The following is a 25,647-nucleotide window of genomic DNA, read 5'->3' as shown; positions in this document are numbered from 1 at the left end:
CAAAGGCGCCCCGTTCTCATGAGTATATCCAGAAATGAGCAACGTTCAACAATTCTTGAGCATCGCTCACATAATTTTGCGAGCAAGCTCGGGCCCACCCCGCGCCCCCGGCGGATCGGCACCCGCTGGCCGGACTTAGTCCGCCAGCGCCTTCATCTCCTTGTAGAGATCGGATTTGCCCTCGAAGCCGATGCCGGGAAGGTCGGGCATCACGATGTGGCCACCCTCGACGCGCACGCCGTCCGGGAACCCGCCATAGGGCTGGAACAGGTCGGGGTAGCTCTCATTGCCGCCGAGGCCGAGGCCGGCCGCGATGTTGAGCGACATCTGGTGGCCGCCATGCGGGATGCAGCGGCTCGGCGACCAGCCGTGGGTCTTCAGCACCTCGAGCGTGCGCTGATACTCGCAGAGCCCGTAGGACAGCGCGCAATCGAATTGCAGCCAGTCGCGGTCCGGCCGCATGCCGCCGTAGCGGATCAGGTTCCGCGCATCCTGGTGGCTGAACAGGTTCTCGCCGGTCGCCATCGCCCCCGGATAGAACTCGGCCAGCGCGGCCTGCAGCGCGTAGTCGAGCGGGTCGCCGGCCTCCTCGTACCAGAACAGCGGATACTCGCGCAGCATCTTGGCGTAGGCGATCGCGGTCTCCAGATCGAAGCGGCCGTTGGCGTCGACCGCAAGCTGCGCCGCGCTGCCAATCTCCTTCAGCACCGCCTCGATGCGCTCGCGGTCCTCGCCAAGCGACGCGCCGCCGATCTTCATCTTCACGACGTTGTAGCCGCGGTCGAGATAGCCACGCATCTCCTTGCGCAGCGCGCCGAGGTCCTTGCCAGGATAGTAGTAGCCGCCGGCTGCGTAGACGAATACGCGCGGATTGGCGGTGCGGCCGTGGCGCTCGGCGAGCAGACGGAACAGCGGCTTGCCCGCGATCTTCGCCACCGCGTCCCACACCGCCATGTCGATGGTGCCGACCGCGACCGAGCGCTCGCCATGGCCGCCCGGCTTCTCGTTCGACATCAGCGTCGACCAGACCTTGTCCGGATCGAGATTGCCGCCATCGGCATCGAGCAGCGATTTCGGATCGGCTTCCTTGAGGCGCGGCGCGAAGCGCTCGCGGATCAGACCGCCCTGCCCGTAGCGGCCGTTGGAATTGAAGCCGTAGCCGACCACCCGCTTGCCGTCGCGCACCACGTCAGTGACCACGGCCACCAGGCTCGAGGTCATCTTTGTGAAGTCGATATAGGCGTTGCGGATCGGCGAGGAGATCGGTTTTGTGATTTCGCGGACGTCGACGATGCGGACGGACATGGCGCTGCTTTCGCAATTTGTTAGGCACGTCATTCCGGGGCGATGCGAAGCATCGAACCCTCAGGTGCGCAGTTGCGCACCGAGAATCTCGAGATTCCGGGTCTGGTCCTTCGGACCATCCCGGAATGACGGTTGCTACGTCTTGTCCCGGAAATACGGCTCGACCGGCCCGTGCACCTTGATGGTCAGCGGATTGCCGTAACGGTCCTTGGCATTGCCGGCGGTGACGCGGACCCAGCCTTCGCTGATGCAGTACTCCTCGACATTGGTCTTCTCGGCGCCTTTGAAGCGGATGCCGACATCGCGGGCGAGAATCTCCGCGTTGTAGTACGGGCTGTTCGGATCGACCGAGAGGCGGTCGGGGAATTGGTCGTTGGTGTCGTTGTCGTCGCTCATAGCAGCGCCTCGATGTCCTTCCTCAATCCTTCGGGCCGGGCGGTCGGCGCATGCCGCGCCACGACCTTGCCGGCGCGATCGACCAGGAACTTGGTGAAGTTCCATTTGATCGCGGGCCCGAGCAGGCCCGACTTCTCACGTTTCAGGTGTTCGTACAATGGATGCGCGCCTGAGCCATTGACGTCGATCTTGGCGAACATCGGAAACGTGACGGCGTAGTTGGTCTCGCAGAACGCGGCGATCTGCTTCGCATCGCCCGGCTCCTGCGCGCCGAACTGGTTGCAGGGGAAGCCGAGCACGGCGAAGCCGCGCGGCGACAGGCCGGCGTGCAGCTCCTGCAGGCCCTTGTATTGCGGCGTGAACCCGCAGGCGCTCGCCGTGTTCACGATCAGCAGCACCTGGCCCTCGAACCGCTGCAGCGGTACGTCGTCGCCGGCGAGCGACTTGGCGGTGAAATCGTAAACCGTCGCCATCTCAGCTGACCGGATCGATCGGCGACGACGGCGTGCCGCCGGCCTCGACCGCCTCACCAGCGGCAAGGCAGAGATCCTCGCGGTGGCGTCCGGCCACCAGTTGCACGCCGACCGGGATCCGTCCGACGAGACCGGTGGAGACCACGAGCCCGGGAAGCCCCATGAACGGGATCGCAATCTGCGGCAGCTGCGCGTGCCACACCCGCGCGAACGACGCCTCGTCCTTGCGGTCGAGATGGTCGGGGAACGGTAGCTCGCCGGACACCGGCATCAGCAGCACCGGATATTTCTCGAAGAAGGCGAACCATTCGCGCGTCAGGGTCGCGCGGCGGGTCAGCGCCTGCGACAGGTCGAACGGATGCACCCGGGCGCGGACGCCGCGCAGGCAGGCCAGTGCGCCGGGATCGCCCTCGCGCTCGGCGAATGCGAGCTGGGCCTCATAGCCGTCGCCGAGCCAGAGCCGGGTCTGGATCTCGGCCGCCTCGCGCAAGGACGGCGTGTTTGCAATTTCCTCGACGATCCAGCCGGCCTTCTGCAAGCGCTTGCCGGCATCGGCCACCGCGGCGACCACTTCCGGCACCGGATTAAGACCGTCGGGATTGAGGCACATCGCAACGCGCTTCTCGCGCGGTGGGCCTTCGAGCGGCACCGGCGCATACCAGGGGTCGCGATAGTCCGGCGCCGACATCGCCGCGAGCGAGATGCGCAGATCGTTGATGGTGCGCGCCAGCGGGCCCGACACCGCGCTGATCTGCGGGCCGATCGGCCGCTCCGGCAAAGCCGAATTGAAGGCCGGGATGCGGCCCATGCTTGGCCGCAGGCCGTGCACGCCGCAGGCGTAGGCCGGATAGCGCACCGAGCCGGCGATATCGGTGCCGTGCGCGATGTGGCCGATGCCGGCCGCGACCGCCGAACCCGCGCCGCCGGACGAGCCGCCCGGGGTGATGCCGGGATCGCGCGGGTTCTTGGTGTCGCCGTGAATGAGGTTGGTGGTGAACCAGCGATAGGAGACCGCCGGACAATTGGTGCGGCCGAGCAGCACCGCGCCGGCCTTGCGCAGATTGGCGACCACCGGATTGTCGACCCTGGCGATGACGTCGCGCTGTGCCTTCAGCCCATTGGTGGTGGCGTAGCCCTCTTGGTCGACATTGACCTTGATGGTGACCGGCACGCCGGCGAGCGGCCCGACCGCCTCGCCGCGCGCAATGGCCGCATCGATCTTGGCCGCCTGCGCCAGCACGTCGTCCGGCCGGTGATCGACCACCGCGTTGAGCTTCGGGTTGACCGCGTCGAGCCGGGCGAGCCCCGCCTCCGCTGCCTCCTTCGCCGAGACCTTCTTCGATCTGATGAGGCTGGCGAGCTCGGCCGCCGACAGACGCCAAATATCCTGCATGTGCAACTCCGTGTGACGCTGCGTTTTAGCGCCGCGCGGAGAACATGGCCAGCGGTCCGCCGCCTGATGTTTCAGCGGACATGCGCGATGTAATAGGCAAGGTCGCCGATCTGCTCCTTGGTGACCGTCTGCATCACGTCGGCCATGGTGGCGTCATAGCCATGGCGGCTGTTGTCCTTGTATTCGGCCAGCGTCTTGGCGAGGTAGTCCTCGCGCTGGTTGGCGATGCGCGGGACATTCTCCTTGCCGGAGAAATCGGTGTTGTGGCAGCTGTTGCAGCGGTTCTGCTGCGCCAGCGCCTGGCCCCGCGCCATCCGCGCCGGATCGCCGGCATCAGCGGGCGGCGTGGGCTTCGGCAAGGTCGCGATGAAGTCCGAGAAGCTGCGCAAATCATCGTCGGTCAGCGGCTTCGCCATCTCGTTCATCGGGTCGAACACCCGCAGCTTCTCGCGGAACATGAAGAGCTGGATCAGCGCATAGGGCGCCGTCTGGCCGCCAAGCGACGGCGTGTTCTCGGTCTCCGACGTGCCATGCTCGCCATGGCAGGCAAAGCACGCCGCGGCGCGCTCCTGGATGGTCTCGGCATTTGCGGAAAGAGCGGATGCAACCAGGAGCACAGGGATCATGAACTTACGCATCGGCTGCTCCTGACTTTCAGTGTCATTCCGGGGTGCCCGAAGGGCGAACCCGGAATCTCGAGATTCCGGGTCTGGTGCTGTCGCACCAGCCCGGAATGACGTTGGTGGTTGTTACTGATTGGCGACCTTCGGCTTGCCGTAGCTGACGCGATAGACCGCGCCGTTCCAGTCGTCGGAGACCAGCAGCGAGCCATCCTTCAGCAGCATCACGTCGACCGGGCGGCCGGCATACTTGTTGTCTTCGAGGAAGCCGGTCAGGAACGGCTCCATCGACTTCACGGTGCCGTCCTTGTTCAGCCTGACGGCGACCACGTCACCACCCTGCTTCTGCGACTTGTTCCAGGAGCCGTGACGCGCGACGAAGATCACGTTCTTGTAGGTCTTCGGGAACATGCTGCCGGTGTAGAAGCGCATGCCGAGCGACGCGGTATGCGGGCCCATCAGGCCGACCGGCGCGGTGTAGTCCTTGCAGGTCTTGCCCCAGCCGAGCTCCTGGTCGATGATGTTGCCCTGGTAGCAGTACGGCGCGCCGAAATCCTCGCCCGCCTTGGTGATGCGGTTGAGCTCGTCTTCCGGCACCGTCTCCGACAGCCAATCGCGGCCGTTGTCGGTGAAGTACATCTGCTTGTTCTCGGGATTCCAGTCGAAGCCGACCGTGTTGCGCACGCCGAGCGCGTAGACCTCGGCGCCGGAGCCATCGAGATTCATGCGGCGGATCTGGCCGTGGTCGGCATCATGCAGCACGTTGTTGCCGGGCTGTCCGACCGGAACATAAAGCTTGTTGTCGGGACCGACGGCGATGAACTTCCAGCCATGCGCCTCGTCCTTCGGCAGCTTGTCGTAGATGACGGTGGGATTCGGGGGGTTATCCAGATTGTCCTCGATCTTGTCGATCTTGGAGACCTTCGAGAGTTCGGCGATGTAGAGCGTGCCGTCCTTGAAGGCGACGCCGTTCGGACGATAGAGACCGGAGGCGATCACCTTGACCGAGCGCTTGCCGTCCTTGTTGACGATCGCATAGACCTTGTCGACGAGGCGGCTGCCGACGAACACCGTGCCCTTGTCGCCGAGCGCCAGCGAGCGCGCATTGGCCATGCCGGCCGCATAGACCTCGACATTGAAGCCGGCCGGCACCTTGAGCTTGGCGAGCGGCAGCTTGTCGGGTGCGGACGGCAGCGGCGGCGGCGCCACCGGCGCGAGCTTGGCGGCGGCTTCATTGTCGGGACGCCCGATCAAGGGCGAGCCAGGCGGCAGCGGCTGGGCGGCAGGGGCGGCACCTGCCGCCGGCGCGGCCGGCTGTTGCGCCGCAGCAGAGAGCGTGAACGCCCCGAGCATGACCCCCGCGAGCAGCAAGCTGCGCGGTGCGAACGAGTGTTTTTTCATGAAGATCTCCCCTGGGTGGAAGCCGTTGTTGATTGCGCCATTGACGTCGCCCGGCGCCGTTCGGCTTTCCGTTCATAGTCTTGCGAATTTGTCCGGACAATTGCAATCGGAAGCATGCCGGACATCGGCCAACGCATGGTTGTGGCCGCGCGGGGCCAGCGTCAGTGCCTTGTCATCGAGCGGTCCGGGCGATCGAGGATCGCCTCCGTGAATGGAAACTCCAGCACGACCTCGCCCTCGTCGTCGGTCACCTCGATCACGGCGCTGAGCAGCGCGCCATCGGCGCCCTCGGTTTTGAGCAGTTCGCGAATCATCGCGCGCGCCATTTCCCACGCACGATCGGGGTCCCGCAGGATTTCGCCGTCGGGATCGGAGATCAGCTCGTCGCCGATACGGGTGTTGAAGAAATAGCGTGGCATCGGCTGAACTCGGCTCGGTTAGTCGCCTCCCGTCGCGGGGAAGCACGGATCGCCACCGGGACCTTCGGAGGACCGCGGGCTGCTGTTTACTTATTCCAACATCACCATTCACCGTGTGGCGAACAACAGGAAAAAGGTCTGATGCCACGGGCTTTTGACGGGAAACGCGCGCACAAATTTGTGAGTGGGTAAGATTTGCTTGCCGCAGTGCAGCATGCCCTTCGAGGCGGCACCTTACAGAAAATTTAACTGGCGAACTTTTCCAACCACAGTAGTTTACTCTGCAGGGCGGAAAGTTCGTCCGGTTGCAACAAGGAGAGCCAAATGGCCTGGAAAGCACCGAAGATCGTCGAAGTGTCGGTCGGCATGGAAATCAACATGTATATGTGCGCAACCCGCAAGTAAGCGGCAGCGCCACATACACGTTTAGCGTTTTAGCGCAGGTGGACATCCGGGCGTAACGCGCTCCCGAGCAAGGGAGTGTGTTTCAAATCCGGGGTCCACCTCGTAACGTTTCTGGGTCCAACAAACTTCTCCAGGGCCAAGCTTCTCCAGGGGACGGATCATGCTTCGTGTCGTCGTCCTGGGTGCCGCGGCGGGCGGCGGCGTTCCGCAGTGGAACTGCGGCTGTGCCGTCTGCAGGACGGCGCGAAGCGACCATCCCGAGCTGCAGAGCACGCAAGCCTCGATCGCGGTCAGCGGCGATGGCGTGCACTGGTTCCTGGTCAATGCATCCCCGGATCTGCGCCAGCAGTTGATTGCCACGCCGCAGCTGCATCCGAAGCACGGCGCACTGCGCCATAGCCCGATCGCGGGCGTCATCCTCACCAATGGCGAGATCGACGCGGTCGCCGGGCTATTGTCGATGCGCGAGGGTTCGCCGTTCACGATCTACGCGCATGAGCGGGTGCTTGCGATCCTGCGTTCGAACAGCATCTTCAACGTGCTCAGCGACAAGAACGTCGACCGCCGGCCGATCGCGGTCGATCAGGCCTTCGAACCGGCCCTGCCCGACGGATCGCCGTCCGGGCTTGAGGTGCTGCCGTTCGAGGTTCCCGGCAAGGGCGCGTGGTATCTCGAGGGCAAGGCGCATCCGGCGGGCGCCGACGGCGTCGGTGATACGCTCGGCCTGCGTATTGCGGACAGGCGCAGCGGCAAATATTTCTATTTCCTGGCCGCCTGCGCACGGGTGACTGACGACCTGAAATCACGGCTCAAGGGCGCCCCGCTGGTGTTTTTCGACGGCACGGTGTGGCGCGACGACGAACTGATCGCGGCGGGCCTTGGCAACAAGACCGGCCAGGGCATGGGCCATATCGCGATGTCCGGCGATCAGGGTGCGATCGAAAGCCTCGCCGGGCTCGACATCGGACGAAAAGTGTTTTTGCATATCAACAACTCCAACCCGGCGCTGCTTGGGACCTCGGCCGAACGCAAGGCGGCCGAACAGGCGGGCTGGCAGATTCCCTCCGACGGAACGGAGATCGTGCTGTGAATGTCGTGCCTACCACCGGAATGACCGCGCTCTCGATCGGCAAGGGCATCACGCTCGACAGTGCCGAGGAGATGGAGGCGACGCTGCGCACGATCGGTGCCACGCGGTATCACAGCCTGCACCCGTTCCACCGCCTGCTGCACGGCGGCAAGCTCAACAAGGGCCAGGTCCAGGCCTGGGCGCTGAACCGCTATTACTACCAGAGCACGATCCCGCTGAAGGACGCGATGGTGATCTCGCGCTTCCGCGACCGCAACACAAGGATCGAATGGCGCCACCGCATCGAGGATCATGACGGCGATCTCGGCAATGAAGGCGGCATCGAGCGCTGGCTGAAGCTGACCGAAGGCCTCGGCCTCGACACGGCTTACGTGGAGTCCACCGAAGGCATCTTGCCGGCGACGCGCTTTGCCGTCGAAGCCTATGTGCATTTCTGCCGCGACCGCACCCCGCTGGAGGCGATCGCCTCCTCGCTCACCGAATTGTTCGCGCCGAACCTGCACGAGGAGCGCATCTCGGGGATGCTGAAGCACTACGACTTCGTCAACCCCGACATCATGAGCTATTTCAGCCGCCGCCTCACCCAGGCGCCGCGCGACGCCGGCTTCGCGCTTGATTATGTCAAGCAGCACGCCAAGACGCCGGCGGAGCGCGAAGCGGTCTGCAACGCGCTGATCTTCAAGACCAACGTGCTGTGGGTGCAGCTCGACGCGCTGTATCATGCGTATGTCGACGGCCAGATTCCGCCCGGCGCGTTCGTGCCGAAGACAGGTTAGAGCATGATCCGGAAAAGTGGGAGCCGGTTTTCCGAAAGATCATGCTCAGACAAAGAGACTTAGATCATGACCAGCCGCAACATCAGCGTCAGCGAGACCAGCCGGCCGAAACTGCCGCGCCATACCAAGCTGAAATTCGACGAGACGCGGCAGGTCTGGGTGATCCTGGCGCCGGAGCGCGTGCTGGCGCCGGACGACATCGCGGTCGAGGTGCTGCAGCTGTGTGACGGCATGCGCAGTGTCGCCGAGATGGTGGACCAGCTCGCCGAAAAATACGCCGCCCCACGCGAGGCGATCGCAACCGATGTGATCGCGATGCTGCAGGATCTGGCCGACAAGGGTTTTCTCACCGAAGCGCGCGAGAGCACAGCATGAGTGACACGCTCGCCGACACCAAGACGACAGCGCCGGGCCCGAGCGCAGCCCCAAGCGATGGGCTCGCCGTGCTGGAGAGCCGCCGCTCGGCGGCCGAGACCTACGGCATTCCCCTTGCGGTGCTGCTCGAGATCACCCACCGCTGCCCGCTGCAATGCCCCTACTGCTCGAACCCGGTCGAGCTCGACCGCGGCTCGACCGAGCTCACCACGGACGAATGGAAGAAGGTGCTGAGCGAGCTTGCCGAGCTCGGCGTGCTGCAGATCCATTTCTCCGGCGGCGAGCCGACCGCGCGCAAGGACATCGTCGAGCTGGTGCAGCACGCGACCGATGTCGGGCTCTATTCCAACCTGATCACCTCGGCCGTGCTGTTGACCAGGGACAAGCTTTCGGCGCTGGCCGACGCCGGCCTCAGCCATGTGCAGATCAGTTTTCAGGGCAACGAGCCCAACGTCGCCGACCGCGTGGCCGGGCTGAAGGACGCGCACAGAAAGAAGCTCGAGGTCGCCAAATGGACGCGCGAGCTCGAATTGCCGCTCACGGTGAATGCGGTGATGCACCGGCAGAACCTGCATCAGCTGACCGACATCATCCAGATGGCGGTCGACCTCGACGCCGACCGGCTCGAGGTCGCCAACGTGCAGTATTACGGCTGGGCGCTGAAGAACCGTGCCGCGCTGATGCCGACGATCGAGCAGATCGAGGAGACCAGCCGCATCGTCGAGGAAGCCCAAATGCGCCTGAAGGGCACGCTTGCGATCGACTATGTGGTGCCGGATTACTACGCGCTGCGGCCGAAGAAATGCATGGGCGGCTGGGGCCGCCAGTTCTTCAACATCTCGCCGGCCGGCAAGGTGCTGCCGTGCCACGCCGCCGAAAGCATCACCGGGCTTGAATTCGAATCGGTGCGCTCGAATCATTCGATCGCCTGGATCTGGCAGAACTCGGAGGCCTTCAACCGCTATCGCGGCACCGGCTGGATGCCGGAGCCGTGCAAGAGTTGCGAATTCCGCGAGATCGATTACGGCGGCTGCCGCTGCCAGGCCTTTGCGCTGACCGGCGATGCCGGCAACACGGACCCGGCCTGCGCGCTGTCGCCGCGACACGAGGAGATCTTCAAGCAGGCCGAGCAGGAATCCGCCGGCACGCAGAACCGCTTCCTGTATCGTAACTTCGCCGGCGGCACGTTGGAGACGGACGCCCCCCGGAACGAATCCCAGGACAAGCGCAATGGCGCCTGACGCCGACGTCGGCAAGGCCGCGAGGCGTGCCGATCCCTTTGCGCCGCTGACGTCGGAATGGCTCGACGTCGGCGATGGCCACGATCTCCATGTCGAGAGCGTCGGGCGCGAGGGTGGCATTCCCGCGGTCTATCTGCATGGCGGCCCCGGTAGCGGCTGCCAGCCCGATCATCGCCGGCTGTTCGATCCCGAGCGCTTTCACGCCGTGCTGTTCGACCAGCGCGGCTGCGGCCGCAGCCGGCCGAAGGGCAGCCGCGACAACAACGCGACGCAGCACCTGATCGCGGACATGGAGAAGATCCGCGAGCGCTTCGGCTTCGCGCGCTGGATGGTGGTCGGCGGCTCTTGGGGCGCGACGCTGGCGCTGGCCTATGCGCAGGCCCATCCCGAGCGGGTCAGCGGGCTCGCACTGCGCGCGACGTTTCTCGGCACAGCCGAGGAGCTGGACGACGTTTTCCTGCGCGCCCTGCCGCGCTTCTATCCCGCCCTCCACGAGGACTTCCTCAACTTCCTGCCCGAGAGCGAGCGCGCAGCACCGCTTGCGGCCTATTATCGCCGCATCCTCGATCCCGACGCCGCCGTGCATGCGCCGGCCGCGCGCGCCTGGCACGACACCGAACGCGCGTTGTCGGAGCACACGCCGAAGCAGACGCGGCTCGATCTCAAGGCCTCAGGCGCCCTGCCCTCGACGCCGTTCATGGAGGCGCACTACTTCGCCAACGATTGCTTCATGCGGCCGCATCAATTGATGAGTGAGGCCGGCAAGCTCGCCGGCATTCCCGGCATCCTGGTGCAGGGCCGCTACGATCTGTTGTGCCCGCCCGCAACATCGCACGCGCTCGCCGCGCGCTGGCCGGGCAGCGAGGTCCGCATCATCGATGGCGCCGGCCACATCCTCTACGATCCCGGCATCCGCAACGCCGTGATGAAGGCGATCGCCGACCTCGCGGCCAAGCGCTAGACCGCCGCCGGAACGCACCCGACGTCAAGGAGCCGGTGAAGAACTCGACCGGCTCCCTTGCTTCCCTCAATGTTTGCACTTGCCGGGAGGACATGCCGGCGCTGCCCGTGGCGCGGCCGCGGGCCTTGGCGGCGCCGCCATCCGCGGTGGCGGCGCTGCATGTTGCACCTGCATCGCCGGCCGAGGCGGCGGCGCGGCGCGCGGAGCCGGTGCCGGCGCCGGACGCGGCGGCAAAGCCGCAGCACGAGGTGGCGGGGCAACCGGCCGCGGCGGGGGAGCCGCAGCCCGCACGGGCGGAGCTGCGGCATGGACCGGCGGAGCTGCCGCATGCGCCGGCGCGGGCCGGGAGACCGGCGCCGGCGACACTGCGGCGCGCGCGGGTGCCGGGTGCGCCGCCGGCGTCGGCCGTGTCGACATCGCGCTGTTCGCCGGCGACGGCGCCGCCGAGGGCTTCACGTTTGCGGTCGGCGCGGTCGCCGCATGCGGAAGCGGTTGCGCACCTGGCTTGCCGGCGGCCGCGGGTGAGGCGGGCGCGTTTGTCGCCGGCGCGGCACCGGGCTTGGCCGGAGGAGCAGGCTGCGCATTGGCAGGCGCCATGGCAGTCGCCGGCTTGCCCGGCACCACCGCATTCGGCTTTGCGCCAGGTTGCGCGGCGCCGGGTTGTGCGGCTCCCGGCGGCACAGCGCCATGCTGCATGGCATTGGCCGGTGCGGTCGCCGACTGCGGCAGCGGCGGTCCATTTTTCGCGCCCGGCAGGGTATGCGCACCCGGCGTGCCCGGCGCGCCCATCGCATTCGGAGCGGCGGCAGCATTCGGAGTGGCAGCAGCGTTCGGCGCCGCGGCAGCGTTCGGTGCGGCGCGCGGAGCTCCCATCGCCGCGCCCTGCGCGGGCGTCGCGCCTTGCGGAGCGCCCGGCAGATTGGCGCGCTGCATCGCCGCGGCCGGCAGTCGCGGTGCCGCCGTCACCGGCGCGCCGCCCATCGCCGCCGTCACCCCGGCCGCATGGAGCTGCGCCGGCGTCGGGTTGGGATTGTTGATGACCGTGTTGATGACCGTGGTGTTGTGGATGTTGTTGAACACGATGTTGTTCTGCGGCGGCACGACATAGGCCGGTGCGGCGACATAGGCCGGCATCGCCACGAACATCGGCGTCGGCAGCACGTACAGGCCGATCGGCGGCGGCGGTGGCGGCAGCACGACGAAGTCCGGCGGCGGCGGCGGCAGGAAGAACACCGGCGGCGGCGGTGGCGGCGCGAAGGCGAACACCGGATCGCTGTAATACAGCACCGGGCGGTCGACATAGTCGATCTCGTCGGGCGGCGGCGGCGGCACGTCGTAGTCGAGCACCGTGAACTGCGCCGGCGGCTCCAGCGCGGCCGACAGATAGGCGAGCCGGCGCCGGCAGTCGTAGGCATGCGGCCCGCGCGGATAGCGCCGCAGATACGACCAATACGCATCAGTCGAGTCGGCGTTGTAGGTGCGCCGCCAGGTGATCGCCTCGCGCCGCGCCGCCACGATCGCGCGCACGCGCTTGGCCAGCGGATCGTTCGGATAGGCCTGCAGGTAATCCTCGTAGCCCTGCAGCGTGTCGCGCTCCAGCGCCGCGGCGTAGGCATCCTGCGCCGAGAAATCGCGGATCGGCTTGGTGCGCAGCCCGGCATCGACCTGCTGCGGCGGCGCGTCCGGCTTGCGCTCGAAGAACATGAAGGGCGCGTCGACCTTGTGCGCATCCCACGGGATCTCGGCGCCCTTGGTCATCTCGTTGACCCGCAGGCGGACGCGGTCGAACACCTCGGGCAGAGTCAGGCCGCCGGTGCGGATCATTTCCGCCAGTGCTTGCGCGTAAGGCCCGTAGGGCGGCGCACCGTCAGGGGCGACGGTGCCGGGCGCCGAGTTGAAGGCGATCAGCATCTTCGGATCGGGATCGACCAGCGCAAGACCGCCGGCCAGCGGCTGGCCTTCCTTGGCGAAGGGATTGCTGCGCGCCGCATCGAGCACGATCACGCCGGCCTTGATCGGCAGCGCCGAGAGTTGGTGGCTGTAGTCGGAGATGCGGATCGCCTCGACCGGCACGTCGGTGTCGCGGGCAATCTTGGCATCGACCGGCACGAAATAGTTCTCGCCGGTGAGCTGCACGCCGTAACCGGCGAGATAGACGAAGGCGACGGCATTGGGCCCCGCCTCCTGCACCTTCTGGATGAAATCGCGGAACGATTTGCGCAGCGTCTCGCCGTCGAGATCGCGTGCGCCGATCACGTCGAAGCCGGCGGCCTGCAAGGTCTGCGCGATCAGACCGGCGTCGTTCGCGGCGGTCTGCAACGCGCCGGCCTCATAGACGCCGTTGCCGACGACAAGTGCGAGACGCTTTTCCTGATCCTGCGCATGCACGGGAAGCGAGGCGAGCGACACCAGACCGACGATCAATGCCCACAGAATGCGTGCCATGGTGGTCGTCCCTTTTCTTCTCGAGAGTTGGCGTAACGAATGAAATGCTACCTCTGTGAACCGGTGCTGAACAGCATTGCAGCAATTGTGGCAATCCTTGGTCTGTGGTGACGGGAACCGGCTTCCCTGGTTTGCGCGATCAGGCGATATTGCGCGGATAAAACAGGCAAAAAAGGAGCACTCGATGCCAATCGCCGGACAAGGCATGCTGCTGACTTCGATGGATATCGACAGCTTGCACGAAGCTGAATTCAATCGCTGGTACGACCGCGAACATCTCGAGGAACGGGTCGCCATCGACGGCTTCCTGGAAGCCCGCCGCTACGTCGCCCATGACGGCAAGCCGAAATATCTCAGCCTCTACTCGACCGCGACCTTCGATGTGCTCGAGAGCCTGGCCTATCGCAAGGCGCTCGCCAACCAGACCGACTGGTCGAAGGCCAATATCGCGCGCTTTCAGAACATGATCCGCGGGGTCGCGCGCATCACGATCAGCCGCGGCGTCGGCAGGGGCGCAGCCCTCGGCATCATCCGCCTGCGCCCGCCCGCCGAAGGCGCGGACAAACTTCGCGCTGCATTGCGGGAGCAACTCGATCCAGCTTCGCGCGACGGCATCATCTCGATGCACCTTCTGGAGAACGACCCTGATCTGTCGAAACCGCTCACGCCGGATGCGGCGAAACCCGATCCCGGGGCCGGCGACTGGTTCGTGCTGATCGACGCCACCGACGTCGGCGCGATCCCCGCAGCGGCCGCAGGCATCACCGGCAATGCAGCCTTGAAGCCGCTCGTGGTCACCAGCGGCGTCTACAGGCTGTTGTGGGATATCGCGAAGAGCGACCTTCCGCGCGAGTAAGCCTGATCCGAAAGCGTGCGAAGCGCTTTCCCGAAAAACATCTTCTCAAGCAAACGTGGCGGTGCAGATCATGCTGCACCGCCACATAACGCAATCGAGATTAACGCTACACGCGCATCAGCCGCGCGAAAGCTGATGATCGGACAATTTAGCCTTTGCCTTCTCTGGAACGGCTCTAATAAGATAAGCCTATGATCCAATTCAAAAACCAGAACAACGCCACGTGAGCGTTCGTCGTCAACGATAAGGCCGCGCGGGTCTGGCATTTTCGCGCGGGTCAAAGGTAGGAATGAAACCGACTGATATCTCGGCGCCTGATTACTTCCACAAAGTAGTCGATTGCCAATGGGCCTGTCCCGCACACACCCCTGTTCCCGAGTACATCCGGTTGATTGCTGAGGGGCGTTACAGCGACGCCTACATGATCAATTGGAAGTCCAACGTGTTCCCCGGCATTCTCGGGCGGACCTGCGACCGTCCATGCGAGCCGGCATGCCGCCGCGGCCGGGTCGAGGACAATCCGGTCGCGATCTGCCGCCTGAAGCGCGTTGCCGCCGACTTCAAGGACGACATCAAGCATCGCCTGCCGAAGCCCGGGCCGAAGAACGGCAAGCGCATCGCGCTGGTCGGCGGCGGCCCTGCCTCGCTCACCGTGGCGCGCGATCTCGCGCCGCTCGGCTATCACTGCACCGTGTTCGACGGCGATCCCAAGGCCGGCGGCATGATGCGCAGTCAGATTCCGAAATTCCGCCTGCCCGACAGCGTGATCGACGAGGAGACCGACTACATCCTGAACCTCGGTGTCGAGTTCAGGGGTGGTCAGCGCGTCGACAGCCTGAAGCAGCTGCTCGCCGAGAACTATGACGCGATCTTTGTCGGCTCTGGCGCACCGCGCGGCCGCGAGCTCGACATCCCCGGCCGCAAGGAGGGCGCCGCCAACATCCATATCGGCATCGAGTGGCTGGCCAACGTGTCGTTCGGCCACGTCGACAAGATCGGCCGCCGCGTCATCGTGCTCGGCGGCGGCAACACGGCGATGGATTGCTGCCGCACCGCGCGCCGCCTCGGCGGCGAAAGCGTCAAGGTGATTGTCCGCTCCGGCTTCGAGGAAATGAAGGCTTCGCCGTGGGAGAAGGAAGACGCGCTTCACGAGGACATCCCGATCCTGAACTACATGGTGCCGGTGGCGTTCAAGCATGTGGCCGGCAAGCTGATCGGCGTCACCTTCCAGAAGGTGAAGGCGGAGTACGACGCCAAGGGCCGCCGCAATCTGGTGCCCTCGGGCGAGCCGGACGAGACCGTGCCCTGCGACGATGTGCTCGTTGCGGTCGGCCAGGAGAACGCGTTCCCCTGGATCGAAGCCGATTGCGGCATCGAATTCGACAAGTGGCACATGCCGAAGGTCGATCCCAAGACGTTCGTCTCGACCAATCCGAAGGTGTTCTTCGGCGGCGATGCGGCGTTCGGGCCGAAGAACATCATCTGGGCGGTGGCGCATGGCCACGACGCCGCGCTCTCCATCCACCGCATGCTGTCCGGCGAGGACATCAACGAGCGCCCGCTGCCCGAGGTGCACGTCTCCTCGCAGAAGATGGGCATCCACGAGTGGAGCTACGACAACGACATCTCCGCCGACAAGCGCTTCAAGGTGCCGCATCGCGACAAGGTGGTCGCGCTGAAGGACATCCGCGCCGAGGTCGAGCTCGGCTACGACCTCAAGCTCGCGCTCGGCGAGGCGCAGCGCTGCCTGAATTGCGACGTGCAGACGGTGTTTTCCGCGCCGCTCTGCATCGAATGCGACGCCTGCGTCGACATCTGTCCGATGGACTGCATCAGCTTCACCGAGAACGGTGAGGAGGATGATTTGCGGCAGCGGCTGAAAGCGCCCTCGCCGCATCACGACCAGGCGCTCTACGTCTCCGGCGACCTCAAGACCGGCCGCGTCATGGTGAAGGACGAAGACGTCTGCCTGCATTGCGGGCTGTGTGCCGAGCGCTGCCCGACCGGCGCCTGGGACATGCAGAAGTACCTCATCGATATGGTTCAAGCGGGATCAACATGTCAGTCCAAAGCCCGATCAGCAGCGTAAACGACTTCGTCGTCCGCTTCGCCAACGTCAACGGTTCGGGCTCGGCTTCCGCCAACGAACTGTTCGCGCGCTCGATTCTGCGCCACGGCGTGCCGGTCTCGCCACGCAACATCTTCCCGTCCAACATCCAGGGCTTGCCGACCTGGTATGAGGTGCGCGTCACCGAGGACGGCCATCTCGGCGCCCGCGGCGGCGTCGACTTGATGGTGGCGATGAACCCGCAGACCTGGGACAAGGACGTCGCCTCGATCGAGCCCGGCGGCTATCTGTTCTACGATTCGACCAAGCCGATGCCGTCGTCGAAATTCCGCGAGGACATCACCGTCATCGGCGTGCCGCTGACCGCGATCACCAACTCGACCTACACCGATCCCAGGCAGCGCCAGCTGTTCAAGAACATCATCTATCTCGGCGCGCTCTGCGCCCTGCTCGACCTCGATCCCAAGCTGGTCGAGCAGCTGATCGGCGAGCAGTACAAGGGCAAGGAGAAGCTGCTGTCCTCCAACGTCCATGCGCTGCATCTCGGCCGCGACTGGGCGCTGCAGAACCTGAAATGCCCGGTCGGGCTGCGGGTGAAGAAGTCCGACAAGGTCGGCGACCGCATCTTCGTCGAAGGCAACAGTGCGGCCGCGCTCGGCGCCGTCTATGGCGGCGCCACCGTGTGCGCCTGGTATCCGATCACGCCGTCATCGTCGGTGGCGGAAGCCTTCACCAGCCACTGCAAGAAGTACCGCCACGATCCCGAGACCGGCAAGGCGAAATACGCCATCGTGCAGGGCGAGGACGAACTCGCCTCGATCGGCATCGTGATCGGCGCCTCCTGGAACGGCGCACGGGCCTTCACCGCGACCTCGGGTCCCGGCATCTCGCTGATGACCGAGTTCATCGGCCTGTCCTATTTCGCCGAGATCCCGGCCGTGATCTTGAACATCCAGCGCGCCGGCCCCTCGACGGGCATGCCGACCCGCACCCAGCAATGCGACGTGATCGCCTGCGCCTATGCCTCGCACGGCGATACCAAGCACGTGCTGCTGTTCCCGGAAGATCCGGCGGAGGCGTTCGAGTTCGCCGCGGCCGCCTTCGACCTCGCCGAGCGGCTGCAGACCACGATCTTCCTGATGCTCGATCTCGACATCGGCATGAACCACCGGCTGTGCCGCCCGCTGAAGTGGGACGACGCCAAGCAATACGACCGCGGCAAGGTGATGACGGCGGAGATGCTCGAGGAAGGCCGCGACTTCGGCCGCTATCTCGACGTCGACGGCGACGGCATCCCCTATCGCACCTATCCCGGCACGCATCCGACCAAGGGTTCCTACTTCACTCGCGGTACCTCGCGCGACCGCTACGCGCGCTATTCCGAGGAAGGCGCGGTCTACGCCGACAACATGCAACGCCTGGTGCGCAAGTTCGAGACCGCGCAGGACATGGTGCCGCGGCCGCTGCAGGCCAATGCGGCAAAGCCCACCAAATACGGCGTGATCTATTTCGGCTCGACCTCGCCCGCGATGGACGAGGCGATCGGGATCCTGGAGGCGCGCGGCCACCAGCTCGACCGCATGCGCATCCGCGCCTTCCCGTTCCACTCCAGCGTCGCGAGCTTCATCGCCGACCACGACTTCGTCTACGTGGTCGAGCAGAACCGCGACGCCCAGCTTCGCCAGCTGATCGTCAACGAGAACGGCATCGACCCCGTCAGGCTGGTGCCGATCCTGCACTATGACGGCACGCCGATCACCGCGCGCTTCATCGCGGGCGCGATCGGCGACCACCAGGATCATCTCAAGGTGACCCCTCTCCGCAAGGCCGTGACATGACCTACATTGCAAAGCCGAAGTTTCATCATCCCGGCCTGAAGAAGAACGAGCTGGGCTATACCCACCGCGACTATGAGGGGAAGATCTCGACGCTGTGCGCCGGCTGCGGCCACGATTCGATCACCGCCTCGATCATCGAGGCCTGCTACGAGCTCTCGATCGAGCCGCACCGGGTGGCGAAGATTTCCGGCATCGGCTGCTCGTCGAAGACGCCGGACTATTTCCTCGGCAATTCGCACGGCTTCAACTCGGTGCACGGCCGCATGCCGTCGGTGCTGACCGGCGCCAACCTGGCCAACCGCGACCTGATCTATCTCGGCGTCTCCGGCGACGGCGATTCCGCCTCGATCGGCTTCGGCCAGTTCGCGCATTCGATCCGGCGCGCCGTCAACATGACCTACATCGTCGAGAACAACGGCGTGTACGGCCTGACCAAGGGCCAGTTCTCGGCCACCGCCGACCGCGGCTCGAAGTCCAAGAAGGGTGTCGTCAATACCGACAACGCGATCGACCTGGTCGCGATCGCGCTGCAGCTCGGGGCCACATTCGTGGCGCGCTCTTTCTCCGGCGACAAGACCCAGCTGGTGCCGCTGATCGCGGCTGCGATCCGCCACCAGGGCGCGTCCTTCATCGACGTGATCAGCCCCTGCATCGCCTTCAACAACCACGCCGGCTCGACCAAGAGTTTTGACTATGTCCGCGAGCACAATGACGCGGTGAATCGCCTCGACGTGCTGGTCGGCCGCGATCCGATCAGCGTCGACTATGCGCCCGGCACCGTTCAGGTGGTCGAGCAGCATGACGGCTCCAGACTGGCGCTGCGCAAGCTCGACGCAGACTACGATCCGCATGATCGTCTGGGCGCGATGACCTTCCTGCAGAAGCACGCGGCCAAGGGCCAGATCGTCACTGGCCTGCTCTATGTCGATCCGGATGCCGAGGATCTGCACACCCATCTCGACACCGTCGAGACGCCGCTCAACACGCTCGACGAACAAGCGCTGTGCCCGGGTTCAGCCGTGCTGGACAAGATCAACGCCAGCCTGCGCTGAGCAGTGGCAGCACACTCCGTGTCGTCCCTGCTCCCGTGCGCAATTGCGCACTAGGCAGGGACGACAGCGGAGTTGGTGACGGCTACTTGTCGCTCAAGACGTCGCCGAACAGCGCCCAGGACTTGCCGTCGAACCGCGCCATCTGGATTTGCCGGATCGGCGTCACATTGTCGGGCTCGGTCTGCACCTTGATGCCGGGCAACAGCATCGGCAGCTCGAGCGCCTTCAGATTGGTCGCCTGCTTGATGATGTTGGCACGGCTGTAGTCGCCGTTGCAGTTCTTCAGCACCGCCGTCATGACCTGCGCCACCGTGTAGCCCTGCACGTTGAAGAGGTCGCCCGGGCTCGCATTCGGCTGGTACTTCTTCATCCAGTCCGCAAACTCCTTCTGCGCGGGATCGTCGGCCCAGCGCGGATCGGTCGGATCCTTCAGATAGAGCCCGGTCACGACGCCGATGACGTTCTCGAGACCGGCCGGTTCAAGCACCGCGGAGACCGAGTTCGAGACGGTCGGAAGGATGGTCAGCGGCTTCCAGCCCATGCTCGCCGCCTTGCGCAGCGCCTGGGCCGCGAATTTCGGCGTCGCCTCCGCGAAGAAGACGTCCGCGCCGGACTCGCGCATCGTCACCATCTGGGAATCGATGGTGGGATCGGTCGTGAGATACGTGGTCTCGGCGACGATCTGGCCGACATGCTCGCCGAGCCCGTCCTTGAAACCCCTCAGATAGTCCTTGCCGGCGTCCTCGTTGGGCGTGATGACGGCGATCTTCGCATCCGGCTTGGTCTTCAGGATGTATTTTGCGTAGAGCCGGCCTTCGAGCTCGTAGGTCGGATTGAAACCGACCGTCCACGGGAACTGTTTTGGATCGTTCCAGCGCGTCGCGCCGGAGGACACGAACAGCTGCGGCACGCGCTTGATGTTGAGGTACTTCTGCACCGAGATGTTCGGCGCGGTGCCGACCGCGCTGAAGATCGCGAGCACCTCGTCCTGCTCGACGAGCTTGCGGGTCTGCTCGACGGTCTTCGACGGTGAATAGGCGTCGTCGAGACTCTCGAAGTCGATCTTGCGGCCGTTGATGCCGCCCTGATCGTTGAGCATCTGGAAATATGCGGCTTCGGCACGCGCGATCGTGCCGTAGGCCGACGCCGGGCCGCTATAGGGCGCGGTGTTTCCTATTTTGATCGCGGTATCGGCTGCCACGGACGGCGAGATCAACGAGGCCGTGAGCGCGGTGAAGGCGAGAAAGCCCGCCAGGCGGGAGCGAGTTGACAAGAGCATATCCTTTTCTTGGTTTTCTTGACGCGGCGCACATTATCCATCGCGTCCGCGCAGGCAATCACCAAGAACGTCTCGCGAGATTTCCGCATGCCGGCAATCGCGCTCGCGCATAGAACGCCATGCGCTTTCAAAGTCGGAATGTTGCCGGCATGTTCATGATGTGAGCCTTCGATAGACATGAAGGTTCACCGAGCAAGACTCGCATTCCGCGCGGCGGTGTGCGCCGCGCTCATGTCAGCGAGAGCGTGATCCTCACGCCGCGACCGCAGCCGCGCGCGGGCTGACGACGTATTCCTTCAACACCTTGTCGGTGCCGTCGATTTCGGTCAGCGCGACGTCGTAGGACCACAGATCGGCGAGGTGTTGCAGCACGCGCCGCGCGTCGGTCTCGTTGAGCTGCGCGCCCTTCACGGTGGTGTGACGCAGCATCAGGCGGCGATCGCCGTCGAGATCGACATCCACAACCTCGATATTGGCGTCGACGAAGCCGACGTCGTATTGCCGCGCCAGCTCGCGGCGGACCCGGCGGTAGCCGCGCTCGTCGTGGATCGCGTCGACCTTGATCCCCTGGCTTTCCGCGGGGTCGTCGTGCAAATGGAACATGCGGAAGCGCCGGATCAGCGCCGGGCTGAGGAACTGGTTGATGAAGCTCTCGTCGCGGTAGTTGCTCCAGATCTCGCGCAGCACGCCCTCGACGTCGCCCTTGCCGGCGATGTCGGGGAACCACTCGCGGTCCTCGTCCTCCGGATTTTTCACGATCCGCTCGATGTCCTGCATCATGGCGAAGCCGAGCGCGTAGGGATTGAAGCCGGAATAGCGGCGGTCGTCGAATTCGGGCTGGAACACCACATTGGTGTGCGACTGCAGGAATTCGAGGAAATTGCCGTCGGTGAGCCGGCCCTGCTGATGCAGCCGGCTCATGATGCGGTAATGGACGTAGGTCGCGGTGCCCTCGTTCATCACCTTGGTCTGGCCCTGCGGGTAGAAATACTGCGCGATGTGGCGGACGATGCGGATCAGCTCGCGCTGCCAGGGTGCAAGGCGCGGCGCGGTCTTCTCGAGGAAATAGAGGATGTTCTCCTGCGGCAAGCCGAGCAGCGCGCGGCGGCGCTCGGCCGTGAGCGTAGCCTTGCTCTTGGCCTTGGTGTTCGGCACCGTCCGCCACAAATCGTTGAACACGCTTTCCTCGTGCTGCCGGCGCTCGCCGGCACGCTTCTCCTCGGCACGCAAATCGAGCGTCTTCTTTCCGGGATAGCGGTCGACGCCATGCGACATCAGCGCATGCGCGGCATCGAGCGTCCGCTCCACCGTCTCGCGGCCGTGGCGGTCCTCGCAGACCGCTATGTAGCCCTTGGCGAATTCCAGATAGTCGAGAATGCCGTCGGCATCGGTCCACTGCTTGAACAGATAGTTGTTCTTGAAGAAGTGATTGTGCCCGAACGCCGCGTGCGCGATCACCAGCGTCTGCATCGTCGCCGTGTTCTCCTCCATGAGATAGGAGATGCACGGCGAGGAATTGATCACGATCTCATAGGCGAGGCCCATCAGGCCCTTGCGATAGGACGCTTCCTGGAACGCGAACTGCTTGCCGAATGACCAGTGCTTGTAGAACAGCGGCATCCCGACCGAGGAATAGGCGTCGAGCATCTGCTCGGCGGTGATCACCTCGATCTGGTTGGGATAGACGTCGAGCCCGAGCTCGGTGCGCGCGATTTTCTCGCAGGCGTCGTGGACCCGCTGCAAGGTCTGGAAATCCCAATCGGCGCCCTCGAACAGCCGTTCCCCGGAAGAACCCATCACGCTACACCCTTTCCTGCTTGCTGCGGCGCTTGAACAGGTCCTGGAACACCGGGAAGATCTCGCCGCGCTCGCTCACCTTGCGCATCGACAGCGGCGCGCCCTCGTTGCGGAGACGCTCATAGAGCGTCCAGAGCGAGGAGTCCGGCATGTCGAAAGTGTAGTTGGCGGCTTCGCCGACCTCGAGATAGGCGAAGAACTGGCAGACCGGCAGGATCTTGTCGGTCAGGAGGTGACCGGTCAGCGCGCTGTCCGAGGTCATGTTGTCGCCGTCCGAGGCCTGGGCGGCGTAGATGTTCCAGTCGGCCGGACGGAAGCGGGTGCGGACGATATCGTTCATCGCGACCAGCGCGCTCGACACCAGCGTGCCGCCGGAAGCCGGGCCATGGAAGAAGGTGTCCTCGTCGACCTCCTCGGCGCGGTCGGTGTGGCGGATGAACACGATCTCGACGTGCTTGTAGCGCCGCTTCAGGAACACGTAGAGCAGCATATAGAACCGCTTCGCCAGATCCTTCATGTGCTCGGACATCGAGCCCGATACGTCCATCAGGCAGAACATCACGGCCTGCGCCACCGGCTTCGGCACCGTCTCGAAGCGGCGGTAGCGGATGTCGATCGGATCGATGAACGGGATCCGTTTGGCCTTGGCCTTCAACGCTTCGAGCAGCGCCAGCAGCTCGCGGCGCCGCGCATCGTCATCGCATTCGGCAAGCTCCGCCTCGAGCGCCTCGATGTCGTCCTTGCGCGGCCGGCGCAGTGCCACGCGCCGCGCCAGCGCCCGGCTCACCGTGCGGCTGATCGAGATGTTGGCGGGCGAGCCCGACGTCGCATAGCCGGCGCGCTGGATGCCTTCGCTTTCGGTTTCCGCAAGTTTGCGTTTGGCAAGATCGGGCAGTTCGAGGTCGTCGAGGAAGAGATCGACGAATTCGTCGCGGCTGAGCACGAAGCGGAAGGCGTCCTCGCTGTCGCCTTCGCCTGCGCCGGAGCCCTTGGCGCCGCTTTGGTTCGGGCGCTGCAGCCAGTCGCCCTCGACGAACTTCTTGTTACCGGGCAGCACCATGTCACGCGTGCCGCCCTCGCGCCGGAACCGCGGCTCATCCATGCCGTCCAGCGGGATTATCACTTCGCCGCCTTCCAGGACATCCTTGATGTCCCGGTCCTGTGACGACTTCTTGACGGCCCCCTGCACCAGCGCCTTGGCGCGCCGCAGGAAGCGCTGGCGGTTCTCCAGGCTCTTGCTACCCGGATTCAACCGCCGATCGACGATATGCATGACCACGTTGCATCTGCCTCACCGGATGCGATCATGAAAGTCGCATCGCATTTTATTGGACGGGACGAGACGAAACGGAAAGCCGGTGCCGGCTTTCCGGATCGCGCATTAGCCGGCCTGCTTCACCCGCATGTACCACTCGACGAGCCGGCGGACCTGGCGCTCGGTATAGCCGCGCTCCACCATCCGCTCGACGAACTCGCCGTGCTTCTTCTCTGTCTCGCCGTCCTTCTTGGAGCCGAACGAGATGACCGGAAGCAGATCCTCGACCTGTGAGAATATCCGCTTCTCGATCACGTCGCGAACCTTTTCGTAGGAGGTCCAGCTCGGGTTCTTGCCGCCATTGTGCGCCCGCGAGCGCAGCGAGAACTTGACGACCTCGTTGCGGAAGTCCTTCGGGTTGGCGATGCCGGCCGGCTTCTCGATCTTGGTCAGCTCCTGGTTCAGGAGCTCGCGGTTCATCAGCTGGCCGGTGTCGGGATCCTTGAAGTCCTGATCCTCGATCCAGGCGTCGGCGTAGTCGACATAGCGGTCGAACAGGTTCTGACCGTAGTCGGCGTAGGATTCCAGATAGGCCTTCTGGATCTCGTTGCCGATGAACTCGGCATAACGCGGCGCGAGGTCGGCCTTGATGAATTCGAGATAGCGCTTCTCGGTCTCGTCAGGCAGCTGCTCGCGGCGGATCGCCTGCTCCAGCACATACATCAGGTGCACCGCATCGGCGCCGACTTCGGTGGTGTCATGGTTGAAGGTCGAGGCGAGCACCTTGAAGGCAAAGCGGGTGGAGACGCCGTCCATTCCCTCGTCGACGCCGGCCGCGTCCTTGTACTCCTGAACGCTGCGCGCCTTCGGATCGGATTCCTTGAGGCTCTCGCCGTCATAGACCCGCATCTTGCCAAACAGCGTCGAGTTCTCGTGCTTGCGCAGCCGCGACATCACCGAGAAGCGCGCCATCGTCTCCAGCGTCGCCGGAGCGCAAGGTGCTGCGGCAAGCTCGGAGCCCTGGATCAGCTTCTCGTAGATCTTCTGCTCCTCGGTGACCCGCAGGACGTACGGGACCTTGATGACGCAGATGCGGTCGATGAAGGCCTCGTTGTTCTTGTTGGTCTTGAAGCTCTGCCACTCCGCCTCGTTGGAGTGCGCGAGGATGATGCCGGTGAACGGAATCGCGCCGATGTTCTCGGTGCCGATGTAGTTACCCTCCTGCGTCGCGGTCAGCAGCGGGTGCAGCATCTTGATCGGTGCCTTGAACATTTCGACGAACTCGAGCACGCCCTGGTTGGCGCGGTTGAGGCCGCCGGAATAGCTGTAGGCGTCGGGATCGTTCTGGGCGTAGGTCTCGAGCTTGCGGATGTCGACCTTGCCGACCAGCGAGGAGATGTCCTGGTTGTTCTCGTCACCGGGCTCGGTCTTGGCAACCGCGATCTGGCGCAGCCTTGAAGGCTGGATGCGCGCGACGCGGAATTGCGAGATGTCGCCACCGAAGGCTTCGAGCCGCTTGTAGGCCCAGGGCGACATCAGCCCGCTCAGCCGGCGGCGCGGAATGCCGTACTTCTCCTCGATCATCGGGCCAAGCGTCTCGGGATCAAACAGCCCAAGCGGGCTCTCGAACACCGGCGACAGCTCGTCGCCCGCCTTCAGCACGTAGATCGGATGAATCTCCATCAGCGCCTTGATGCGCTCGGCGAGCGATGACTTGCCGCCGCCGACCGGCCCGAGCAGATAGAGGATCTGCTTGCGCTCTTCGAGGCCCTGCGCGGCGTGACGGAAGAAGCCGACGAGGCGCTCGATCGTATCCTCCATGCCGTAGAAGCCGGCGAAGGCCGGATACGACCTGATCGTACGGTTCAAAAAGATACGGCCAAGGCGTGGGTCCTTGGCCGTGTCGATCATCTGGGGCTCACCGATTGCCGCCAATAACCGCTCGGCCGCATTTGCATATCGCATCGGATCACTTCGACACGACTCCAAATACTCGGCCATCGACATGTCGGTCTGGCTTCGCGCTTCAAACGACCTTGCGAAGGCGTTGAACAAAGAATCGTTGTACATGATCCCTCTCTCCACGATATGTATCGCCGCACGACTGACACGAGTCGTAACAAGAGCGTCCTAGGATCGAATCAGCGTCGGCACGCTGGGTCCATTGGACACTCGACCGACTCAGTTCGGCAATGCACGGCG

General features: G+C 64.7%; 22 protein-coding genes. 10 read left to right on the top strand and 12 right to left on the bottom strand.

The features are described 5' to 3' along the window. Positions 1 to 135 precede the first annotated feature (135 nt). From Q2M23_RS00370 to Q2M23_RS00340, 7 genes are all read right to left on the bottom strand, one after another. On the bottom strand, positions 136 to 1,305 hold the full coding sequence (locus Q2M23_RS00370) for a mandelate racemase/muconate lactonizing enzyme family protein (RefSeq protein ID WP_316393653.1): 1,170 nt from the start codon (positions 1,303 to 1,305) through the stop codon (positions 136 to 138). A gap of 135 nt (positions 1,306 to 1,440) precedes the next feature. Continuing rightward, positions 1,441 to 1,701: a DUF3297 family protein gene (locus Q2M23_RS00365; protein ID WP_316393652.1), complete on the bottom strand. Its 261-nt coding sequence runs from the start codon at positions 1,699 to 1,701 to the stop codon at positions 1,441 to 1,443. Further along, positions 1,698 to 2,174 carry a glutathione peroxidase gene (locus Q2M23_RS00360; RefSeq protein ID WP_028332658.1) on the bottom strand — a complete coding sequence of 159 codons (477 nt, stop codon included), beginning with the start codon at positions 2,172 to 2,174 and terminating at the stop codon, positions 1,698 to 1,700. The genes Q2M23_RS00365 and Q2M23_RS00360 overlap by 4 nt, the downstream gene beginning before the upstream one ends. A gap of 1 nt (position 2,175) precedes the next feature. After that, the gene (locus Q2M23_RS00355) at positions 2,176 to 3,567 is read right to left on the bottom strand and encodes an amidase family protein (protein ID WP_316393651.1); all 1,392 of its coding nucleotides are present in this window, start codon (positions 3,565 to 3,567) and stop codon (positions 2,176 to 2,178) included. A gap of 71 nt (positions 3,568 to 3,638) precedes the next feature. Beyond that, entirely contained in the window at positions 3,639 to 4,205 is a 567-nt protein-coding gene (locus Q2M23_RS00350; RefSeq protein WP_076823972.1) for a c-type cytochrome, read from the bottom strand. A 111-nt stretch (positions 4,206 to 4,316) separates the two neighbouring features. Continuing rightward, positions 4,317 to 5,588, bottom strand: a complete 1,272-nt coding sequence (locus Q2M23_RS00345) for a PQQ-dependent sugar dehydrogenase (protein WP_316393650.1) — start codon at positions 5,586 to 5,588, stop codon at positions 4,317 to 4,319. Positions 5,589 to 5,749: 161 nt separating this feature from the next. Continuing rightward, positions 5,750 to 6,007 (bottom strand): DUF6894 family protein, encoded by a 258-nt coding sequence (locus Q2M23_RS00340; protein ID WP_028332662.1) that lies wholly within the window; start codon positions 6,005 to 6,007, stop codon positions 5,750 to 5,752. A 324-nt stretch (positions 6,008 to 6,331) separates the two neighbouring features. Here Q2M23_RS00340 and pqqA point away from each other — a divergent pair, with 324 nt between their 5' ends. The 6 genes from pqqA (at position 6,332) to pip (ending at position 10,855) form a co-directional block, all read left to right on the top strand. Further along, positions 6,332 to 6,412: a pyrroloquinoline quinone precursor peptide PqqA gene (pqqA, locus tag Q2M23_RS00335; protein ID WP_035635412.1), complete on the top strand. Its 81-nt coding sequence runs from the start codon at positions 6,332 to 6,334 to the stop codon at positions 6,410 to 6,412. A 160-nt stretch (positions 6,413 to 6,572) separates the two neighbouring features. Beyond that, the gene (pqqB, locus tag Q2M23_RS00330; protein ID WP_316393649.1) at positions 6,573 to 7,502 is read left to right on the top strand and encodes a pyrroloquinoline quinone biosynthesis protein PqqB; all 930 of its coding nucleotides are present in this window, start codon (positions 6,573 to 6,575) and stop codon (positions 7,500 to 7,502) included. 20 nt (positions 7,503 to 7,522) lie between these two features. Continuing rightward, a complete protein-coding gene (gene pqqC / locus Q2M23_RS00325) occupies positions 7,523 to 8,278 on the top strand; it encodes a pyrroloquinoline-quinone synthase PqqC (RefSeq protein ID WP_076865727.1) in 756 nt (251 codons plus the stop codon). Positions 8,279 to 8,344: 66 nt separating this feature from the next. Then, a complete protein-coding gene (gene pqqD, locus Q2M23_RS00320) occupies positions 8,345 to 8,653 on the top strand; it encodes a pyrroloquinoline quinone biosynthesis peptide chaperone PqqD (RefSeq protein ID WP_316393648.1) in 309 nt (102 codons plus the stop codon). After that, entirely contained in the window at positions 8,650 to 9,894 is a 1,245-nt protein-coding gene (gene pqqE, locus Q2M23_RS00315) for a pyrroloquinoline quinone biosynthesis protein PqqE (RefSeq protein ID WP_316393647.1), read from the top strand. Before pqqD ends, pqqE begins: the two co-directional genes overlap by 4 nt. Next, a complete protein-coding gene (gene pip, locus Q2M23_RS00310) occupies positions 9,884 to 10,855 on the top strand; it encodes a prolyl aminopeptidase (protein ID WP_316393646.1) in 972 nt (323 codons plus the stop codon). The genes pqqE and pip overlap by 11 nt, the downstream gene beginning before the upstream one ends. Before the next feature lie 66 nt (positions 10,856 to 10,921). Here pip and Q2M23_RS00305 read toward each other — a convergent pair whose 3' ends face one another. Beyond that, a complete protein-coding gene (locus Q2M23_RS00305; protein WP_316393645.1) occupies positions 10,922 to 13,300 on the bottom strand; it encodes a caspase family protein in 2,379 nt (792 codons plus the stop codon). A gap of 184 nt (positions 13,301 to 13,484) precedes the next feature. Here Q2M23_RS00305 and Q2M23_RS00300 point away from each other — a divergent pair, with 184 nt between their 5' ends. The 4 genes from Q2M23_RS00300 to Q2M23_RS00285 all read left to right on the top strand — a co-directional run bounded on the left by Q2M23_RS00300 (position 13,485) and on the right by Q2M23_RS00285 (position 19,114). Beyond that, positions 13,485 to 14,156, top strand: a complete 672-nt coding sequence (locus tag Q2M23_RS00300; protein WP_253625779.1) for a DUF4286 family protein — start codon at positions 13,485 to 13,487, stop codon at positions 14,154 to 14,156. A gap of 289 nt (positions 14,157 to 14,445) precedes the next feature. Beyond that, entirely contained in the window at positions 14,446 to 16,245 is a 1,800-nt protein-coding gene (locus Q2M23_RS00295) for an FAD-dependent oxidoreductase (protein ID WP_316393644.1), read from the top strand. Further along, complete coding sequence (locus Q2M23_RS00290) at positions 16,215 to 18,062, top strand: 2-oxoacid:acceptor oxidoreductase subunit alpha (protein WP_316393643.1); 1,848 nt, start codon at positions 16,215 to 16,217, stop codon at positions 18,060 to 18,062. Before Q2M23_RS00295 ends, Q2M23_RS00290 begins: the two co-directional genes overlap by 31 nt. Then, positions 18,059 to 19,114, top strand: a complete 1,056-nt coding sequence (locus Q2M23_RS00285; protein WP_057014892.1) for a 2-oxoacid:ferredoxin oxidoreductase subunit beta — start codon at positions 18,059 to 18,061, stop codon at positions 19,112 to 19,114. The genes Q2M23_RS00290 and Q2M23_RS00285 overlap by 4 nt, the downstream gene beginning before the upstream one ends. 82 nt (positions 19,115 to 19,196) lie before the next feature. Here the strand turns inward: Q2M23_RS00285 and Q2M23_RS00280 are convergent, their stop codons facing one another. The 4 genes from Q2M23_RS00280 to Q2M23_RS00265 all read right to left on the bottom strand — a co-directional run bounded on the left by Q2M23_RS00280 (position 19,197) and on the right by Q2M23_RS00265 (position 25,515). Further along, positions 19,197 to 20,387, bottom strand: a complete 1,191-nt coding sequence (locus tag Q2M23_RS00280; RefSeq protein WP_076824215.1) for an ABC transporter substrate-binding protein — start codon at positions 20,385 to 20,387, stop codon at positions 19,197 to 19,199. Between the two features lie 258 nt (positions 20,388 to 20,645). Continuing rightward, positions 20,646 to 22,190 (bottom strand): SpoVR family protein, encoded by a 1,545-nt coding sequence (locus tag Q2M23_RS00275; protein WP_057014891.1) that lies wholly within the window; start codon positions 22,188 to 22,190, stop codon positions 20,646 to 20,648. Positions 22,191 to 22,194: 4 nt separating this feature from the next. Further along, positions 22,195 to 23,463: a YeaH/YhbH family protein gene (locus tag Q2M23_RS00270; protein ID WP_316393858.1), complete on the bottom strand. Its 1,269-nt coding sequence runs from the start codon at positions 23,461 to 23,463 to the stop codon at positions 22,195 to 22,197. Between the two features lie 108 nt (positions 23,464 to 23,571). Beyond that, entirely contained in the window at positions 23,572 to 25,515 is a 1,944-nt protein-coding gene (locus Q2M23_RS00265) for a PrkA family serine protein kinase (RefSeq protein WP_038382967.1), read from the bottom strand. Positions 25,516 to 25,647 lie beyond the last annotated feature (132 nt).

Origin of the sequence: Bradyrhizobium sp. 33ap4, from assembly GCF_032654765.1 — a bacterium.
In the GTDB taxonomy this organism is placed as follows: Bacteria; Pseudomonadota; Alphaproteobacteria; order Rhizobiales; family Xanthobacteraceae; genus Bradyrhizobium; species Bradyrhizobium australafricanum.
The sequence above is the reverse complement of the archived record's forward strand: the minus strand, read 5'-3'. Positions and strand labels throughout refer to the sequence as shown.